We start from the raw sequence: 16,557 nt of genomic DNA on the forward strand, positions 1-16,557 counted from the left end.
CAGAACCTAGCCGATTACCGCCGCTGTGGCGCGCAATGGGTCAGTTAGAGCGCGCGTGCCATCCAGATCAGCTCGTCACCCAGGTCCCGGTCCGGCGTACGCCGAGGTGCTCCGAAACCGTTCTTGCGATAGAACCGGATCGCCCGCTCGTTGCCGGCCAGCACATCCAGCAACAACTGATCCGTCCCCTCCGGCAGTGCCCCGATCGCCCCGTCCAGCAAGGCTTTCCCGATCCCTCGCCCCTGATACCCCGGCAGTACATAGAGCTTCCACATCACCCAAAATCCGGCTTCCTGCCCCAAGCCCACCATCCCGACCAAGCGCTGCTCGTCGACCAAGCGCTGCTCGTCGACCATGCGCTGCTCGTCGACCGCGACCAGGGTGATGCCGCGGGTGATGCCGCGCTCGACCGCCTCCGGCGACCACCACTGGGCCAACCCGTCCGCGATGAACTCGGCCGAAACCAACCCGTCGTACGCGACCGGCCAGGTCCTCAACCCGATCTCCCGCACCGCGTGGACATCGTCCACCACGGCCCGGCGGACGCTGATCATCCGCGGACCCTCACGATCTGCCCGTCCGGATCTACCACGGACAAGCCACCGTCAGCCTTCTCAGCGCGATAGCCGGTCGCCGTGAGCCGCTCGGCGACCTCGTCCAGGCTCTCCGTCGTCGTCAGCTCAAGCTGCACCTCAGGCCCGCCCGCCAGCTGTACTTCGGCCCCGCGCCGGAACCTCGCCAACTCGGGATTGTCCCCACCCAGGACGTCCAGCAGCCGCTCCCAGCCCGCCTGATCCGAGACGGCGAGCACCGGCGTGACCGACCATCGGGTGTCCGGATGGGCGGCATGCAACTTGTACCCGTACAGATCCTTGGGACGCTCGTCGATCCACAACCCCGCGCCATCCGGCCCCCGAGCCGTCAGCACCCGCCCGAACGCCTCGTCGAAGATGCTCACCTCCTCGAAGCCGGCCGCGTCGAGCCGGTCCTTCAGCTCGTCGATGTCGTCGGCCTCGAAGGTCAGCCTGGTCTGCCCCGGCTCGCCGCCGGTATCGCTCCGAGCCGCGTCGTGCAACGCGACCATCCCGCGGCCGGCGACCATGTCGATCCAGATCCCGCTCTCCGACTCGATCCGGGACCGCAACCCCAGCGTCTCCAGGAACGCCCGCATCGTCTGCACGTCGTTGCTGAACCTCAATGCGCGAATCACGACCTCATTCATGCCGATCCCTCTCCAGATAGTCCGTCAGCGCCTGCTCCACCAGAGCGGACAAGCTCGTGCTCTCGTCGATCGCCTGATGCTTGATCCGCCGGATCAGGTCCGGCGGCAGGTACACGTTGAACTGCGCCTTCTTGGCGGCCTCTTCGGTCATGGCTAGAATGCTAGCAATCTAGCGACCTAACAAACAAGCCCCCTGGCCGGAGCCAGGGGGCTTGCGAAAAGCGGAGCGGATCAGACGGCGGTCAGCAGCGCGTCATCCAGCTCCTTGAGCAGCTTGGCCTTCGGCCGGGCGCCGACGACGGACCAGATCAGCTCGCCGTGGTGGAAGAGCATCAGCGTCGGCAGTGCCATCACCCGGTAGTTCGAGGAGATCGCCGGATTCTCGTCCGAGTTCACCTTCACCACGGTCAGCCGGTCGGCGCGCTCGACCGCGATCTGCTGCAGGATCGGGACGATCTGGTGGCACGGTGGGCACCACTGCGCCCAGAAGTCCACCAGGACGGGCTTGTCGGCGCGTAGTACCAGCTGGTCGAAGTTCGTCTCGTCGGCCACGAGTAGTTCGGTCATCGGTTGGTCCTCCAGTTCTCGGCATCGGTCAGGAGGCCGGCGAGTTTGATCCGCAGTTCGGCCAGCTCGGCGATCCGCCGGTCGACCTCCGCGATCCGTGCCCGGTACGCCGTCAGCGAGGCCGGGCAGACGTCCGCCCGGTCGTTGCCGGCCCGCAGGCACTCGATGAACGGATACGTCTGCTCCGCCGTCAACCCGAGCGACAGCAAGGCCTTCACCTCACGGACCACGATCACGTCCTCGGCGCTGTAGGCCCGATATCCGTTGGGCTCCCGCCGGGGCTTCAGCAGCCCTTGAGACTCGTAGTACCGAACCGCCTTGACCGTCACTCCGGCCTCGGCCGCCAAGTCCCCGATCCGCATCTCCGCCTCCTTGACTCGACGCTAAACCCTGCCCCCAGGGTCAAGGTCAAGTCAGCCTAGTTCGGCTCGGAGCCAATCGCCCAGGACTTTGGCGCTCGCATCCACCAGGGCCGGCCAGTCCATCGCGGCCTCATCCGCCGAGTCCGACACATGCTTGACCAGCCGGACCGGTACGCCGAACTGGCGGCAGGCGAAGGCCACCCCGTACGCCTCCATGTCGACCAGATGAGCGCGCTCGGCGAGGCGGGCCCTGACCACCGGGTCGGTGACGAAGACGTCGCCCGAGGCGAGGACCGTACCGTCGCCGCCCTCGATCTGGATGGACTCCTGCGGGTCGAGCCCGATCCCGCGGATCGCCTCGGCGTTGAGGTCGTGGTTGACCACCTCGCTCGGCAGGTAGATCCCGGCCAGCCCGTCGCGCAGTGCTCCCGTCGTACCGACGTTCAGGACCGTGAGGTCGCTGGTGTCACGGCCGGCCAGCGCCTGCGCGGTGATCACCGCGGCCGCGGTCTTGCCGACTCCGGTGATGACCACCGGGATGCCTTCCGGAACGTACCGAGCCTCGCCGCGCGTCGCGCTGATCACGATGTAGTCCGCCACGCGGCGAGCGTACCGGGTCACCCGAAGGTGCCCGGCCGCGTTACGTCGTGTGGGTCAGCCGACCGTGACGGTGGGCTCGCCGCTGTCGACGGACTCGCCCATCTCCTCGGCGATCCGCAGCGCCTCTTCGATCAGGGTCTCGACGATCTTCGACTCGGGCACCGTCTTGATCACCTCGCCCTTGACGAAGATCTGGCCCTTGCCGTTGCCGGAGGCAACTCCGAGGTCGGCCTCGCGGGCCTCGCCCGGTCCGTTCACGACGCAACCCATAACGGCCACCCGGAGCGGAACCTCCATGCCCTCGAGCCCCGCGGTGACCTGCTCGGCCAGCGTGTAGACGTCGACCTGGGCGCGGCCGCAGGACGGGCAGGAGACGATCTCGAGCTTGCGCTCGCGCAGGTTCAGCGACTGCAGGATCTGCAGGCCGACCTTGACCTCCTCGACCGGCGGCGCGGACAGCGAGACGCGGATCGTGTCGCCGATGCCCTGGGACAGCAGCGCGCCGAACGCGACCGACGACTTGATCGTGCCCTGGAAGGCCGGCCCGGCCTCGGTGACGCCGAGGTGCAGCGGCCAGTCGCCGGCCTCGGACAGCAGCTGGTACGCCTTGACCATCACGACCGGGTCGTTGTGCTTGACCGAGATCTTGAAGTCGTGGAAGTCGTGCTCCTCGAACAGCGACGCCTCCCAGACGGCCGACTCGACCAGCGCCTCGGGCGTCGCCTTGCCGTACTTCTTCAGCAGCCGGGGGTCGAGCGAGCCGGCGTTGACGCCGATCCGGATCGAGGTGCCGTGGTCCTTGGCGGCGGCCGCGATCTCCTTGACCTGGTCGTCGAACTTGCGGATGTTGCCCGGGTTGACCCGGACCGCCGCGCAGCCGGCCTCGATCGCGGCGAACACGTACTTGGGCTGGAAGTGGATGTCGGCGATCACCGGGATCTGCGAGTGCCGGGCGATCTCCGGCAGCGCGTCGGCGTCGTCCTGCGACGGGCAGGCCACCCGGACGATGTCGCAACCGGCCGCGGTGAGCTCGGCGATCTGCTGCAGCGTCGTGTTGACGTCCGAGGTCAGCGTGGTGGTCATCGACTGTACGGACACCGGCGCGTCGCCACCGACCAGCACCTTGCCCACCTTGATCTGGCGGGTCTTGCGGCGCGGGGCGAGGGTCGGCGGAGGCAGCGCGGGCATGCCCAGGGAGATGCTCATTTTTCCTTTGTCCGGTTGAGAGTTATCCGTTGAAGAGCTTGATCGGGTTGACGATGTCGGCGACGACGAGCAGCACGCCCATCACCACGATGACGCTGGCCGCCACGTACGCGATCGGCAGCAGCTTCGCCACGTCGACGTACCCGGGGTCGGGCCGGCCGAGCAGCTTGGCGAACCCGCGCCGGATGCCTTCCCAGATCGCGCCGATCATGTGCCCGCCGTCCAGCGGCAGCAGCGGGATGAAGTTGAACAGCGCGAGGAACAGGTTCAGCGAGGCGAGCAGCGAGACCCCGAAGGCGAACTTGGCCGGCACCGTCAGGTCCTGGTTCGAGGCGACCTCGCCGGCGACCCGGCTGGCGCCCACGACGCTCATCGGGCTGTCGGCATCGCGGTCGCCGCCGACGATCGACTTGGCCACGCCGACCAGCTTCTCCGGGAAGTGGCCGAGCGCCTTGACCGTGGCGACGGTCAGCTCGCCCATCTTGTCGAGGACGAAGCCGAAGTCCTGCCGGACCACCTTCTGCTCCGGCGAGACCCCGAGGAAGCCGACCGAGACGAACTTGTCCGAGCCTGGCTTGTCCACCACCTGATTGAGGATCGTGTGGGTGGTCAGCGTCTGCTGCTTGCCGTCCCGCTCGACCACGATGGTGGCCGGCTTGTCGGTGTTGGAGCGGATCAGCGGCGTCAGGTCGTCCCAGCTGCTGATCGCGGTGCCGTTGAAGGACAGGATCTTGTCGCCGACGTGGAAGCCGGCGGCCTTGGCGGGCGACTCCTTGTCGGACGGCTGGCACACCCGGCCGGCCTTCGACGCCTCCGACGCGGGGATCACGCAGTCGGTGACGGTGGCGACCGTGGTCTGTGCGACGCCGGCGCCGTAGAACATGAACAGGCCGGCGAACAGGAAGAACGCGATCGCGACGTTGACCAGCGGACCGGACGCCATCACGATCAGCTTCTTCCACCACACCTTCTGGTAGAACAGCCGCCCGTTGTCGGCCGGATCGATGGTCTCGTACTCCGCGGTGCGCGCGTTCTCCACCAGCGACTGGATCGGTCCGGTGTTGGCCTTGCGGACCTTCGTCGGGTCCTGCCCCTTGGCCGGCGGCATCATCCCGATGATCCGGACGAAACCACCCGCCGGGATCGCCTTGAAGCCGTACTCGGTCTCGCCACGCTTGGTCGACCAGACGGTCTTGCCGAAGCCGACGAAGAACTGGGTCACCTTCATGCCGAAGGCCTTGGCCGGCAGCATGTGACCCATTTCATGCAGCGCCACCGACGCCAGGATGCCGATCACGAACAGCACCACGCCGATGAAAGTGAGGAGTGCGCTCATACCTGTGTGGTCTCCTGGCCCTGCTCGTTCGTGCTGCCGGTCAGTTCCCGGGCCCGCGCGCGGGCCCAGGCGTCCGCGGCGAGCACGTCGTCGACGGACAGTTCCTCGTACGAGGGTACGTCGTGTTCGGTCACGATCCGGGCCACGGTGTCGACGATCCCCAGGAACGGCAGCCGCCCGGCGCGGAACGCCTCCACGCAGACCTCGTTCGCCGCGTTCAGCACGGCCGGAGCGGTACCGCCCCGCTCCCCCGCCTCGCGGGCCAGCTGGACGGCCGGGAACGCCTCGTTGTCGAGCGGCTCGAACTCCCAGGACGACGCCTTGGTCCAGTCACAGCTCGGGGCGGCGTCCGGTATCCGTTCAGGCCAGCCCAGCGCGAGCGCGATCGGCAGCCGCATGTCCGGCGGCGAGGCCTGGGCGATGGTCGAGCCGTCCACGAACTCGACCATCGAGTGCACGATCGACTGCGGGTGGACGACGACCTCGATCCGGTCCATCGGCAGGCTGTAGAGCAGGTGGGCCTCGATCACCTCGAGACCCTTGTTGATCAGGTTGGCCGAGTTGATCGTGATGACCGGGCCCATGTCCCAGGTCGGGTGGTTGGCTGCCTGCTCGGGCGTCACGTCGGCCATCTCGGCGCGGGTACGGCCGCGGAAGGGTCCCCCGCTCGCGGTCACGACCAAGCGGCGTACCTCGTCGGCGGTACCGGTGCGGAGGCACTGGGCGATCGCGCTGTGCTCGGAGTCGACCGGGACGATCTGACCTGGCTTGACCCGCTTCACCACGAGCGGGCCGCCGATGACCAGTGACTCCTTGTTGGCGAGGGCGAGGGTGGTACCGGCGTCAAGCGCGGCCAGGGTGGGCTGCAGGCCGACGGATCCGGTGATGCCGTTCAGTACTACGTCGCACGGCATGCCGGCCAGCTCCGTGGACGCGTCCGGGCCGGTGATGATCTTCGGGATCCGGAACTGTCCTTGGGAGTAGCCGCGCTTCTGCGCCTCGGCGTAGAAGGCCAGCTGCAGATCCTGGGTCGCGGTGGCCTTGGCGACCGCGACGACCTCCACCTCGAACTCCAACGCCTGCTGGGCCAGCAACGCGACGTTGTCACCGCCCGCGGACAGCGCGAGCACCCGGAACCGATCCCGGTTGCGGCTGATCAGCTCGAGCGCCTGCGTCCCGATCGAGCCGGTCGAACCGAGGATGACGACGGTGCGTTGATTCACGCCACCTATTGTCACAGGTACTGGTCCTCGCTCGACTCCCGGCAGCGCTACCGTTGGCTCCATGAGCCTGGAGCAGCCGCCGCCCGCCCGCAGGGCATCCGACCATGACCGCGAGCGCGCCGCCGCCGTGATCCAGGAAGCCCACAGTGACGGCCGGTTGGACTTCGAGGAGATGGACGAACGGCTGACCCAGATCTACTCCGCCAAGACCGAGATCGAGCTGCGCACGGCCACCGCGGACCTGCTGCCCGTCGCGCACGGCAGCAACGCGGCCGAGCTGACGATCCGCGCCAAGCACAGCGCCCAGAAGCGCGAGGGCGCCTGGATCGTGCCCGAGCGGGTGACCGCGGTCGCTGAGCACTCGTCGGTGAAGCTCGACTTCACCGACGCGGTGATCAGCTGGCGCGAGGTGCATGTGGAGGCGCACGCCAAGCACAGCTCAGTGGTGATGATCGTGCCGCGCGGCTGGAGCGTCGACATCGACAACGTGGACATGGTCCACAGCGCCGCGAAGAACAAGGCGACCGCACCGACTGTCGGCGGTGTCCGGTTGGTCGTCACCGGCCAGGCTCGGCATGGCTCGATCATCGTGCGGCACCCACGCAAGCGACACTGGTGGTGGCCCTGGTACCGCAAGTGACTCCGTTAGCGTGTGTCCATGACGGTTTCGCTTGATCTTGTCGACGTCGACTCGCTGCTCACCGAAGAGGAAGTCGCCATCAGGGCGACTGCCCGGCGGTTCGCGGACGAGCGGTTGCGGCCGCATCTGCCCGAGTGGTTCGAGTCCGCGAGCATTCCCGCGCGCGATCTGGCCAAGGAGCTGGGCGCGCTCGGTCTGCTGGGCATGCACCTGACCGGGTACGGCTGCGCCGGGCTCGGGCCGGTGGCCTATGGGCTGGCCTGTCTGGAGATCGAGGCGGCCGACTCGGGGATGCGGTCGTTGGTGAGCGTGCAGGGTTCGCTCGCGATGTACGCGATCTGGAAGTACGGCAGTGAAGAGCAGAAGAACGAGTGGTTGCCGCGGATGGCGGCGGGCGAGGCGATCGGCTGCTTCGGGCTGACCGAGCCGGACTTCGGGTCGAACCCGGGTGGCATGCGCACCAACGCCCGCCGCGACGGCGACGACTGGGTGCTCAACGGGTCGAAGATGTGGATCACCAACGGGTCGGTGGCCGATGTGGCGGTGGTCTGGGCGCGGACGGATGACGGGGTCCGCGGATTCGTCGTACCGACGTCGGCGGCTGGTTTCTCGGCGCCGGAGATCACCCGGAAGATGTCGCTGCGGGCGTCGGTGACGTCGGAGCTGATCTTCTCGGATGTGCGGTTGCCGGCATCTGCAATGCTGCCCGAGGCTCGTGGATTGTCCGGGCCGTTGGGGTGTTTGAACGAGGCGCGGTTCGGGATCATCTTCGGCGCGATGGGCGCGGCGCGGGACTGCCTGGAGACGGCCGTTTCGTACGCGGCTGATCGACAGGTGTTCGACAAGCCGCTGTCGGCGTACCAGCTCACGCAGGCGAAGTTCGCGGACATGGCGGTCGAGCTCAACAAGGGCACCCTGCTCGCCGTCCACCTCGGCCGCCTGAAGGAGAAGGGCACGCTGCGCCCCGAGCAGGTCAGCGTCGGCAAGCTGAACAACGTCCGCGAGGCGATCGCGATCGCCCGCGAATGCCGCACGATCCTCGCCGCCAACGGCATCAGCGGCGAGTACCCGATCATGCGCCACGCCAACAACCTCGAATCGGTCCTCACCTACGAAGGCACCTCCGAGGTCCACCAACTGGTAATAGGTCAAGCCCTGACCGGCCAACCCGCCTTCCGCTGACCCGTGCTCAGTACCCGTGCTTGAGAATCGATGGATCGGGTACTGAGCGTGAGGAATCATCCACGGACAGTCACCCGGAGGTGCCGATGAGGATCAACGGGGGCATTGCACTCATCGCGATCGGGGCGATCATCGCCTTCGCCGTCCACGACACGCTGAGCGGGATCGATCTGACCGCGGTCGGCATCATCATCATGCTCGGCGGCGCGTTCGGGCTGTGGTTCTCGTACCGCCTCGCGAACGCCAAGCACGACGAGGAGATCGAGCTGATCAAGCCGTCGGTCGAGGAGCAGTACACGACAGAACCGCACGAGTACGCGATCCAGGAACAGATCGACGTCACCCCTACCCATCTCCCCAAGGAGCCTTAGGCGCGCGCCGCCCCGGGCTCAGACCAGGCGGGCGCCGCCATCCAGGTGGAGGACGGTGCCGGTCAGGAACGGATTGGTGATCGCGCTCAGCACCGCCGCCGAGATGTCTTCCGTCGTGCCGATCCGGCGGGCCGGGTTCTTCGCGGCGACATCGGCGTACAACTTCTCCTTGCCCGCGCCCAGCCCGTCCCAAGCACCCGAATCGATGATGCCCGGCGAGATCGCGTTGACCCGGACCGGCGCCAGTTCGACCGCGAGCGCCTGAGCCAGGAACGCGACCGCGCCGTTCGTCGTCGCCGTCACCGCCATCCCGGGCTTCGGACGCCAGGCGACGATCCCGGAGAAGAGCGTCACCGACGTCGTCGGCCGCAGGTGCTTGACCAGCAACAGTGCACCGATCACCTTGGCGTCGAACGCTGCTGCGATCGCCTCCCGCTCCAGCTTCTCCACCGGGCCCTTCGCCGGCGCATTGGCCAGCGAGATCAAGTGCTCGACCACGACATCACGCCGGTCGAGTTCCGCCGCCAACTCCGCGATCGAGTCTTCGTTGCCCAGGTCAACGACTGCTGTCGCCACTTCCCCGTTGATCGAATCCGCCACCTTCTGTACTGCCTCCGCGCTGCGGCCCGTGATCGTCACCCTGGCCCCTTGGTCGACGGCATCCTGCGCCAACCGCCGGCCGATGCCCGAACCGCCCGTCACGATGAGGACCTGCTTGCCGTCGAGTTCTGTCCCTGTTGTCATGCGTCCAGCCTCTGCGTCTTCTGCCATCGGCACAAAGACCAGTTTTCGATGCTCCCCATAGACTGCCTCTATGCCTACCTTGCGAGCCCTGGAGTGCTTCGTCGCCACCGTCGAGGCCGGGTCGATCACCCGGGCTGCCGCTGCCCTGCACCTGTCGCAACCCTCGTTGTCGCACCAGATCGCAGTACTGGAGAACGAGCTCGGTTCGCCACTGCTCGAGCGGCTCCCCCGCGGCATCCGGCCGACCAGCGCCGGGCGGGAGGCGTTACGGCATGCTCGTGCTGCTTTGGAGTCGGCCGCTCGCGTAGTACAGGCTGGTCGAGCCGTTGGCGCATTGGATGAGGGGCAGCTGCGGATCGGCTGCGCGGGGTCGATGACGGCCGGCCTCGTCGCTCCACTGCTCCGTGCCTGGCGACGGCGTCATCCTCTGGTGCGGCTCGCCCTGCAGGAGCGGAACAGTGCCGACGCGCTCGCCGCGATGATCACCGCCGACGAGATCGATGTCGCGATCGGCCCGCGCCCTACCCGCTGGGACGGCCTCACTGAGCTGCTTGCGAGCGAGGAGCTCGTCATCGTGTTCTCCGCCGGCGATCCGCTCGGGGACCAACCCGGACCAGTTCCTCTTGCTGCACTCCACGGCTATCCGGTGATCCAGTACGCCGGTCCGCATGGCCTGGCGAGCTGGCTCGACGGGCTCTTCGCCGAGCATCACGTGTCACCCGAGGTTGTCATCCGCACGCAGCAGACCACGTCGGCACCGGCCCTTGCCGCGGCGGGGTTGGGGGCGGCCGTAGTACCGGTGAGTGGGGTTCCTGCCGGGTTTGTGGGGACTGTGCATCGGCTGGATCCGCCGCAGTCGCGGGACGTCGTGGCGCTGACGGCCGGGCGGGGCGACGTACTGGTCTCGCAGTTCGTCGCGTCGGTGAAGGCGACCGGGCTGCGGGTGCCGGCGGCCGTTGCCAGGCAACTGGAAGCGGTTTAAGACTGGCTGAAGGCCACTGCGCAGGCTGGCTCTCAGAAGGGCGGGTGGTCGCTATGACCGACAAGAACCGTGCGCTCCTGGAACGCCTCTGGCCGATGGACGGGCAGCTCGCGTTGTCGGCCGAGGCCGAGCACGAACTGCGCACCGAGGACTACGTGCTGGAGATGCCGCAGTCGGGGGAACGCATCGTCGGGCGGGACAGGATGCGCGCGATGCAGCGCGAGTACCCGTCGCCGCCGTCGATCGTGATCCAGCGGATCACCGGTGCGGGCGACCATTTCGTCGTCCTCGGCCGGTCGGACTACGACGGTGAGATCTTCCATGTGGCCAACATCGTGGAGTTCAGCGACGGGCGGATCGCGCGGGAGACCCGCATCTACGGTTCGCCGTTCGAGCCGCCGGCCTGGCGTTCGAAGTACGCGGAATAGCTCGCCACCCTGCGGCCTCCGCCACCAATACACTCGGCTGCCTCGAACCGCGTGACCGGAGGAGCCGAGATGACGACAGCGCCACCAACCCAGGACGACGTGCTCGGGTACTTCGACACGCTGTCGAACTGGGGACGCTGGGGCGACGACGACGAGCTCGGCACGCTGAACCTCATCACCGACGACGTCCGGCTGGCCGCGGCGCGGGCCGTCCGCCACGGCAGGAGTGTGTCGTGCGGGTGGGAGGTCGCAGTACCGGAGGAGATGGAGCGGTCGACGACGGCGTGCCCGTGCGCCGCCGACATGCCGGGCGCCGAGCACATGCCGGCCGCGTTCCACGCCGACCGCCGCTGGGGCTTCTCGAACGAGCGGCTCGGCATCTTCTTCCACGGCAACACGATCACCCACCTCGACTCGCCCTGCCACCTCTTCTGGGACGGCAAGATGTACAACGGGCGTCCGCACTCGCTGGTCGACGCCGAGACGGGATCGGCATGGGCGGCCGTCACCGCGGCGGCGAACGGGATCATCACCCGCGGCGTCCTGCTCGACATCGCGCAGGTCCGCGGCGTGCCGTGGCTCGAACCAGGCGACGGCGTACATCCGGACGACCTCGAGGAGGCCGAGCGCCGCCAGGGGGTCCGAGTGCAATCCGGCGACGCCGTACTCATCCGAACCGGCTACGGCCGCGCCCGACACGAGACTGGCCCGTCCGGCGGCATCACTAAAGCCGGCTGGCACGCCTCCTGCCTTCCTTGGCTGCACGAACGAGGCGTCGCCCTGATCGGCGCCGACACACCCCAAGACGTCCAGCCATCCGGCTACGACAACATCCTGATGCCTGTCCACGCCGTCAGCCTCGTCGCCATGGGCCTCTGGCTACTCGACAACTGCGACCTGGAGGCCTGCGCGACAACCGCCACCGAACTGGCCCAATGGGACTTCCAGCTATCCCTCGCCCCACTCCGCCTAGCCGCCACCTCCGGCAGCCCAACAAACCCAATAGCCACCTTCTGAGTCCTCGCCCCGCCGGGCTCGGAGCTCCCCTGTGGATAACTTCCGCGCTGAGCGACCCCTGACGGATACGCTCAGTTAGGAAGGACAGGGTGGCGGCGGCGGTGCACGGCCACCAGGCAACCTCGGCGGCGTGCTGCTGCTTCTGCTACTTGGCGACCTCGGTGGCGCGGGACTCGCGGACGACGGTGACGCGGATCTGGCCGGGGTAGGTCAGCTCCTCCTCGACCTGCTTGGCGATGTCACGCGCCATCACCTGCGCGGCGATGTCGTCGACCGCGTCCGGCAGCACCATCACCCGGATCTCGCGACCCGCCTGCATCGCGAACACCTTCTCGACGCCGTCGTGATGCATCGCGATCTCCTCGAGCCGCTCGAGCCGCTGCACGTACGCCTCCAGCGACTCGCGCCGCGCCCCCGGCCGTCCACCGCTGACCGCGTCCGCCGCCTGCGTCAGCACCGCCTCGACCGTCCGCACCTCGACCTCGTTGTGGTGCGCCTCGATGCAGTGCACGACGTCGTCGTCCTCGCCGTACTTGCGGGCCAGCTCGGCCCCGACGATCGCGTGGCTGCCCTCGGACTCATGCGTCAGCGCCTTGCCGATGTCGTGCAGGAACGCGCCCCGCTTGCACCGCTTCACATCCAGCCCCAGCTCGGCCGCCATCATCCCGGCGATGTGCGCCGACTCGATCAGGTGCTTGAGCACGTTCTGCCCGTACGACGTCCGGTAGCGCAGCAGGCCCATCGTGCGAACCAGTTCGGGATGCAGATCGGTGATCCCGACATCGGCCATCGCGTCCTCGGCCGCCCGCTCGCACAACTCCGCGACCTCGCCCTTGCTGCGTTCGTAGATCTCCTCGATCCGGCTCGGGTGGATCCGGCCGTCCAGCACCAGCGAATCCAGGGTGAGCCGCGCGGTCTCCCGGCGTACCGGGTCGAAGCAGGACAGCAGCACCGCCTCGGGGGTGTCGTCGATGATCAGGTTGACGCCGGTGGTCTGCTCGAAGGACCTGATGTTGCGGCCCTCGCGACCGATGATCCGGCCCTTCATGTCGTCACTGGGCAGGTGCACGACCGACACGACCGACTCACTGGTCTGCTCCGAGGCCAGTCGCTGAACGGCGCCGGTGATGATCTTGCGCGCCTTGATCTCACCCTCGTCCTGCGCCTGCCGCTCGATGTCGCGGACGATCGTGTGCGCGTGCCGCTTCGCCTCGGCCTCGATCGCGGCGACCAGCTCAGCCTTCGCCTGCTCGGTGGTGAGGTTCGCGACGCCCTCCAGGATCCGGCGCCGCTCGTCCTCGAGGTCGCGGATCTCCGCCTTGCGCTGGTCGAGCTCGGCGAGCTGGGTGGTGAGCTCGGCCTGACGCTCCTCGATGCTCCGGTGCTGCTCGTCGAGGCGTTCCTCGCGCTCGGTCAGCCGGTGCTCGCGGCGCTCCATCTCCAGCCGCTGCTCCCGCAGGTCCTCGCGAATGGACTGGGCCTCGGACTCGGCTTCCCGGCGTACGTCGGACGCCCGCTGCTCAGCCTCACGCCGTACTTCGGAAGCCCGGGTCTCGGCGTCACGCCGGATCTCCTCGGCACGCTGCTCGGTCGCCTCGGTGCGGACGCGGAGTACCGTCGCTGCTTCTTCCGCCTGCCGAGTCACCAGCTCGGCAGCGGATCTCGCGTCGGCCGTGATCGTCGCGGCCTCGAGCTTGGCGTTCGCCTGGGCGGCGCTGAGGGCCGCGGACTGGTCGGCGACCTTGCGGCGCGACAGCGTCAGGCCGATCCAGGCGAGCAGGCCGACGATCAGCAACCCGATCAGGACGAGCCCCACAGATGCCGCCGTCGGCATGGCCGCGAGTGACATCGGCGTCTCCCCTCTGCGAGTCGCGCCCGGGGGCGTGACGTTGTATGCGTCGAAGGGAGCTTTCACAGCGATCAGCAGGACGATACGACGAAGAGCACCACCCGGTTCGGCGGTGCTGCAAACACCCGGCGGTGCCGGGTCGTCCTATGCGGCAGCTCGGTCGAGCGTAGGTCTCGCGTCCCCCGCGCCACGATGATGGGTCATGGCCCGGGTTTTGTCCGGCCGATCCAGCCGGTCCTGCTATGTACGCCATCTCGCGATGGAATGCTCCCTTGCTGATTCCGAGGCTAGGCGTGGCCATCCACAGGGTCAAGACGAACACCCGTCGACCGGTTTCCCGGTTGAATCGAGACCTTCACCCTGCTGCCACCCCATGGTTACCACTCAGTCACTCAGCGCCGCCCAACCACGCTGCTCTCGGCGCGCCACCCGGCCCCATCTGCCGCCGAACACCCGGGACGTACGTACCCGAACACCCCGGCTGTACCCACGTACCGGCGGCGCAACGGCAACAGCAACAGCAACGGCCCGGGCCTCCCCTGCTTGCTGGCAGGTGGAGGCCCGGGCCGTCGACGTGTCTTGCGGGGCGCTACCTCGGGCCGGGGAGCCCGCCTTCCGACGTACCGGTCGCGGTGCCACCGGTCTGGACCCCCTCGGTACCGGAGCCGGCCGAGCTGCTCGGGTTGCTCGACACGTCGGGCACCTCTCCACCGACGACAGTGCCATCCACCGCCTCGGGAGCGGCCTCGTCGGCGATCTCCGCCTCGTCACCCTCAGGGTCGGGCGCGGCTTCGTCGACGCTGCCCGGAACAGGTTCGCCGGATGCTTCAGGATCCGGCGCGGCCTCGTCGACAGTGCCGGGGACAGGCTCGTCGCCCGCACCCTCGGTGTCTGCCGTGCCGGGGCCGGAGGATTGGTCTGGTCCAGCATCGGCAGATCCTGCCGTACCTTCATCGGCCGCGGACGCGTCCGCGGTGGTGTCCGCACTGCTCTGCTCGGTCGAGGTGGTCCCGGGCCCGCCGGCGGGCTTGGCAGGGTCCGCGTGGGAGTCGACGTAACCGCCGACCTTCTCCTGCACGGAATCGACCTTGTCGGCGTACTTTCCGCCGGTCTGCTTGTCGATCAGGTCGCCGGCTTTCTCCACGCCTGCCTTGATCTTGTCCGGGTTTTGCTTGACGACATTCCGGAGCCAGTTCTTCGCCTGGTCTTGGAAATCGTTCATTGCACCCTCCGAGAGGTGTCAGGGGCGGATCGGACGAAAATCCCAGCCTACGGACCACACAAATCCGATCCGTACTTCGGATCACACACCGTCAACCCCCACCCGTCAACGTCCCTCGCCGCGAACCCCTCGCCCAACGCTCCCCAACCACCTCCACCTGACGCACAGTCACCACCCGAAGCGATCCGCCGAGCTGTCAGGAGACGGCGGGTGCGGCTGTGTACTGCTCATCGGTGACGGGTTCGAGCCACTGGACCATGTCGTGCTCGGTGTCGGCCTCATTGATGGCGAGGTGAACCATGAGGCGGTTGGGGGCTGCGCCGTGCCAGTGTTCCTCGTCGGCTTCGAAGAGGACTCGGTCGCCAGGCCGGATGACCTCGATCGGGCCGCCGCGACGCTGGCACAGGCCGACGCCTTCGGTGACGAAGACGGTTTGGCTGAGCGGGTGGCGGTGCCAGTGCGTGCGAGCGCCCGGCATGAAGTGGACCAGGTTCGCCGCGATGCGTGAAGGCGGTGGGGCCGCGGCGACGGCGTCGATATAGACGTCACCGGTGAACCAGTCGGCCGGTCCCTTGGCAGTGTCGATGGAGCTGCGGGTGATCTGCATGAGTTCCTTCAGTTGGGGTTGGTCGGTACGTTGGCCGGCGCCGCCCAGGAGGCGAGCAACTGGAGGCGCTCGGCCGACGGTGAGCCGGGCTCGGCGGTGTAGACCAGCAGTACCAGTCCCGGCTCTGCCGTGACTGCGAGTTCCTCGTAGGCCAGGGTGAGTTCACCAGCGACCGGGTGGTTGAAGCGCTTGGTGCCGGTACCGTGCGTACGGACGTTGTGGTCGGCCCATAGCCGGCGGAAGGTCTCGCTGCGGGTGGAGAGCTCGCCGACGAGGTCCTGGAGGCCGCGGTCGTGGGGGTCGCGGCCTGCCTCGGCACGCATGATGCCGACGCACATCTGGGCGAACAGGTCCCAGTCGGGATAGAAGTCCCGCGAGGCAGGGTCGAGGAACTGGAACCTGGCCAGGTTCGGCGTACGTCCGCTGTCGCCGATGACCGGTGAGTAGAACGCGCGGCCCAGGGAGTTCGTGGCAAGCAGGTTCTGATGCGGATCCCGCACGAACGCGACGCCGTCCTTGATCGCGTCCAGCGCCCATTGCAGGCTGAGCCGCGACGCTGCCTTGGCCGCGGTACGGCGACGCGGGCGACCCGAGGTCGGCATCCCGTCGGCAGCCCGCGCGAGGTCGAGGAGGTGGGCCCGCTCGGTCTCGTCCAGCTGAAGAGCTCGCGCGAGCGCTTCGAGCACGCCGGTGGAGGCGCCGGCGATCTGGCCCCGCTCCAGCCGGGCGTAGTACTCGACGCTGAGACCGGCGATCGTTGCGACCTCGCTGCGGCGCAGACCGGGTACTCGCCGGGCGCCGGTACTGGGCAGCCCTGCCTGGTCCGGAGTGATGCGGGCGCGCCGAGTCGTGAGGAACTCACGCACCTCCTGACGATTGTCCACGACTCCGACCCTAGCCCGCCGGAAGCGCCGGCTGAGCGATGAAGGGTGCCCTGTGAGTACACCTATCGACAGTGACTTCTTGCCCGTCGGACCGCCGGGTTCACTCGTTCGTGTG

General features: G+C 68.0%; 20 protein-coding genes. 6 read left to right on the plus strand and 14 right to left on the minus strand.

What is annotated here, in order from left to right:
• Nucleotides 1–44: 44 nt before the first annotated feature.
• From ACIA12_RS09590 to dxr, 9 genes are all read right to left on the minus strand, one after another.
• Nucleotides 45–554, minus strand: a complete 510-nt coding sequence (locus ACIA12_RS09590) for a GNAT family N-acetyltransferase (protein ID WP_396366476.1) — start codon at nt 552–554, stop codon at nt 45–47.
• Nucleotides 551–1,222 carry a VOC family protein gene (locus tag ACIA12_RS09595; protein ID WP_396366477.1) on the minus strand — a complete coding sequence of 224 codons (672 nt, stop codon included), beginning with the start codon at nt 1,220–1,222 and terminating at the stop codon, nt 551–553. Before ACIA12_RS09595 ends, ACIA12_RS09590 begins: the two co-directional genes overlap by 4 nt.
• Nucleotides 1,215–1,373 (minus strand): CopG family transcriptional regulator, encoded by a 159-nt coding sequence (locus ACIA12_RS09600; RefSeq protein WP_344837904.1) that lies wholly within the window; start codon nt 1,371–1,373, stop codon nt 1,215–1,217. The genes ACIA12_RS09595 and ACIA12_RS09600 overlap by 8 nt, the downstream gene beginning before the upstream one ends.
• 80 nt (nt 1,374–1,453) lie before the next feature.
• The gene (trxA, locus tag ACIA12_RS09605) at nt 1,454–1,789 is read right to left on the minus strand and encodes a thioredoxin (RefSeq protein WP_343977581.1); all 336 of its coding nucleotides are present in this window, start codon (nt 1,787–1,789) and stop codon (nt 1,454–1,456) included.
• The gene (locus ACIA12_RS09610; RefSeq protein WP_396366478.1) at nt 1,786–2,151 is read right to left on the minus strand and encodes a MerR family transcriptional regulator; all 366 of its coding nucleotides are present in this window, start codon (nt 2,149–2,151) and stop codon (nt 1,786–1,788) included. The genes trxA and ACIA12_RS09610 overlap by 4 nt, the downstream gene beginning before the upstream one ends.
• A 51-nt stretch (nt 2,152–2,202) precedes the next feature.
• Nucleotides 2,203–2,751, minus strand: coding sequence for a nucleosidase (locus tag ACIA12_RS09615; protein ID WP_396366479.1), 549 nt, complete (start codon nt 2,749–2,751; stop codon nt 2,203–2,205).
• Between the two features lie 54 nt (nt 2,752–2,805).
• Entirely contained in the window at nt 2,806–3,957 is a 1,152-nt protein-coding gene (ispG, locus tag ACIA12_RS09620) for a flavodoxin-dependent (E)-4-hydroxy-3-methylbut-2-enyl-diphosphate synthase (protein WP_396366480.1), read from the minus strand.
• Between the two features lie 22 nt (nt 3,958–3,979).
• Nucleotides 3,980–5,293 carry a M50 family metallopeptidase gene (locus ACIA12_RS09625; protein WP_396366481.1) on the minus strand — a complete coding sequence of 438 codons (1,314 nt, stop codon included), beginning with the start codon at nt 5,291–5,293 and terminating at the stop codon, nt 3,980–3,982.
• Nucleotides 5,290–6,516 (minus strand): 1-deoxy-D-xylulose-5-phosphate reductoisomerase, encoded by a 1,227-nt coding sequence (gene dxr / locus ACIA12_RS09630; protein WP_396366482.1) that lies wholly within the window; start codon nt 6,514–6,516, stop codon nt 5,290–5,292. The genes ACIA12_RS09625 and dxr overlap by 4 nt, the downstream gene beginning before the upstream one ends.
• A gap of 61 nt (nt 6,517–6,577) precedes the next feature.
• Here dxr and ACIA12_RS09635 point away from each other — a divergent pair, with 61 nt between their 5' ends.
• The 3 genes from ACIA12_RS09635 (at nt 6,578) to ACIA12_RS09645 (ending at nt 8,709) form a co-directional block, all read left to right on the plus strand.
• Nucleotides 6,578–7,156 (plus strand): DUF1707 domain-containing protein, encoded by a 579-nt coding sequence (locus ACIA12_RS09635; RefSeq protein ID WP_396366483.1) that lies wholly within the window; start codon nt 6,578–6,580, stop codon nt 7,154–7,156.
• Nucleotides 7,157–7,174: 18 nt separating this feature from the next.
• Nucleotides 7,175–8,338: an acyl-CoA dehydrogenase family protein gene (locus ACIA12_RS09640; RefSeq protein ID WP_396366484.1), complete on the plus strand. Its 1,164-nt coding sequence runs from the start codon at nt 7,175–7,177 to the stop codon at nt 8,336–8,338.
• 86 nt (nt 8,339–8,424) lie between these two features.
• Nucleotides 8,425–8,709, plus strand: a complete 285-nt coding sequence (locus tag ACIA12_RS09645; protein ID WP_396366485.1) for a DUF6458 family protein — start codon at nt 8,425–8,427, stop codon at nt 8,707–8,709.
• Between the two features lie 18 nt (nt 8,710–8,727).
• Here the strand turns inward: ACIA12_RS09645 and ACIA12_RS09650 are convergent, their stop codons facing one another.
• On the minus strand, nt 8,728–9,453 hold the full coding sequence (locus ACIA12_RS09650; RefSeq protein WP_396366486.1) for an SDR family oxidoreductase: 726 nt from the start codon (nt 9,451–9,453) through the stop codon (nt 8,728–8,730).
• Between the two features lie 70 nt (nt 9,454–9,523).
• On the opposite strand from ACIA12_RS09650, the gene ACIA12_RS09655 reads away from it, so the two are divergent.
• The 3 genes from ACIA12_RS09655 to ACIA12_RS09665 all read left to right on the plus strand — a co-directional run bounded on the left by ACIA12_RS09655 (nt 9,524) and on the right by ACIA12_RS09665 (nt 11,880).
• Nucleotides 9,524–10,435 carry a LysR family transcriptional regulator gene (locus ACIA12_RS09655; RefSeq protein ID WP_396366487.1) on the plus strand — a complete coding sequence of 304 codons (912 nt, stop codon included), beginning with the start codon at nt 9,524–9,526 and terminating at the stop codon, nt 10,433–10,435.
• Nucleotides 10,436–10,488: 53 nt separating this feature from the next.
• Complete coding sequence (locus ACIA12_RS09660; protein WP_396366488.1) at nt 10,489–10,863, plus strand: nuclear transport factor 2 family protein; 375 nt, start codon at nt 10,489–10,491, stop codon at nt 10,861–10,863.
• A gap of 69 nt (nt 10,864–10,932) precedes the next feature.
• Nucleotides 10,933–11,880: a cyclase family protein gene (locus ACIA12_RS09665; protein ID WP_396366489.1), complete on the plus strand. Its 948-nt coding sequence runs from the start codon at nt 10,933–10,935 to the stop codon at nt 11,878–11,880.
• A 145-nt stretch (nt 11,881–12,025) separates the two neighbouring features.
• Here the strand turns inward: ACIA12_RS09665 and rny are convergent, their stop codons facing one another.
• From rny to ACIA12_RS09685, 4 genes are all read right to left on the minus strand, one after another.
• Complete coding sequence (gene rny, locus ACIA12_RS09670) at nt 12,026–13,729, minus strand: ribonuclease Y (protein WP_396366490.1); 1,704 nt, start codon at nt 13,727–13,729, stop codon at nt 12,026–12,028.
• A gap of 589 nt (nt 13,730–14,318) precedes the next feature.
• On the minus strand, nt 14,319–14,951 hold the full coding sequence (locus tag ACIA12_RS09675) for an Rv0909 family putative TA system antitoxin (RefSeq protein ID WP_396366491.1): 633 nt from the start codon (nt 14,949–14,951) through the stop codon (nt 14,319–14,321).
• Nucleotides 14,952–15,147: 196 nt separating this feature from the next.
• Nucleotides 15,148–15,558 (minus strand): cupin domain-containing protein, encoded by a 411-nt coding sequence (locus tag ACIA12_RS09680; protein ID WP_396366492.1) that lies wholly within the window; start codon nt 15,556–15,558, stop codon nt 15,148–15,150.
• 8 nt (nt 15,559–15,566) lie between these two features.
• Nucleotides 15,567–16,442, minus strand: coding sequence for a helix-turn-helix transcriptional regulator (locus tag ACIA12_RS09685; RefSeq protein ID WP_396366493.1), 876 nt, complete (start codon nt 16,440–16,442; stop codon nt 15,567–15,569).
• Nucleotides 16,443–16,557 lie beyond the last annotated feature (115 nt).

The organism is Kribbella sp. NPDC051620 (genome assembly GCF_044453825.1).
GTDB lineage: Bacteria > Actinomycetota > Actinomycetes > Propionibacteriales > Kribbellaceae > Kribbella.

Bases quoted from the DNA above. Each gene is read 5' to 3' on its own strand.
- ACIA12_RS09590 (WP_396366476.1), bottom strand. From the start codon at position 554: ATGATCAGCGTCCGCCGGGCCGTGGTGGACGATGTCCACGCGGTGCGG.
- ACIA12_RS09595 (WP_396366477.1), bottom strand. From the start codon at position 1,222: ATGAATGAGGTCGTGATTCGCGCATTGAGGTTCAGCAACGACGTGCAG.
- ACIA12_RS09600 (WP_344837904.1), bottom strand. From the start codon at position 1,373: ATGACCGAAGAGGCCGCCAAGAAGGCGCAGTTCAACGTGTACCTGCCG.
- trxA (WP_343977581.1), bottom strand. From the start codon at position 1,789: ATGACCGAACTACTCGTGGCCGACGAGACGAACTTCGACCAGCTGGTA.
- ACIA12_RS09610 (WP_396366478.1), bottom strand. From the start codon at position 2,151: ATGCGGATCGGGGACTTGGCGGCCGAGGCCGGAGTGACGGTCAAGGCG.
- ispG (WP_396366480.1), bottom strand. From the start codon at position 3,957: ATGAGCATCTCCCTGGGCATGCCCGCGCTGCCTCCGCCGACCCTCGCC.
- ACIA12_RS09625 (WP_396366481.1), bottom strand. From the start codon at position 5,293: ATGAGCGCACTCCTCACTTTCATCGGCGTGGTGCTGTTCGTGATCGGC.
- ACIA12_RS09635 (WP_396366483.1), top strand. From the start codon at position 6,578: ATGAGCCTGGAGCAGCCGCCGCCCGCCCGCAGGGCATCCGACCATGAC.
- ACIA12_RS09640 (WP_396366484.1), top strand. From the start codon at position 7,175: ATGACGGTTTCGCTTGATCTTGTCGACGTCGACTCGCTGCTCACCGAA.
- ACIA12_RS09645 (WP_396366485.1), top strand. From the start codon at position 8,425: ATGAGGATCAACGGGGGCATTGCACTCATCGCGATCGGGGCGATCATC.
- ACIA12_RS09650 (WP_396366486.1), bottom strand. From the start codon at position 9,453: ATGACAACAGGGACAGAACTCGACGGCAAGCAGGTCCTCATCGTGACG.
- ACIA12_RS09655 (WP_396366487.1), top strand. From the start codon at position 9,524: ATGCCTACCTTGCGAGCCCTGGAGTGCTTCGTCGCCACCGTCGAGGCC.
- ACIA12_RS09660 (WP_396366488.1), top strand. From the start codon at position 10,489: ATGACCGACAAGAACCGTGCGCTCCTGGAACGCCTCTGGCCGATGGAC.
- ACIA12_RS09665 (WP_396366489.1), top strand. From the start codon at position 10,933: ATGACGACAGCGCCACCAACCCAGGACGACGTGCTCGGGTACTTCGAC.
- rny (WP_396366490.1), bottom strand. From the start codon at position 13,729: ATGTCACTCGCGGCCATGCCGACGGCGGCATCTGTGGGGCTCGTCCTG.
- ACIA12_RS09675 (WP_396366491.1), bottom strand. From the start codon at position 14,951: ATGAACGATTTCCAAGACCAGGCGAAGAACTGGCTCCGGAATGTCGTC.
- ACIA12_RS09680 (WP_396366492.1), bottom strand. From the start codon at position 15,558: ATGCAGATCACCCGCAGCTCCATCGACACTGCCAAGGGACCGGCCGAC.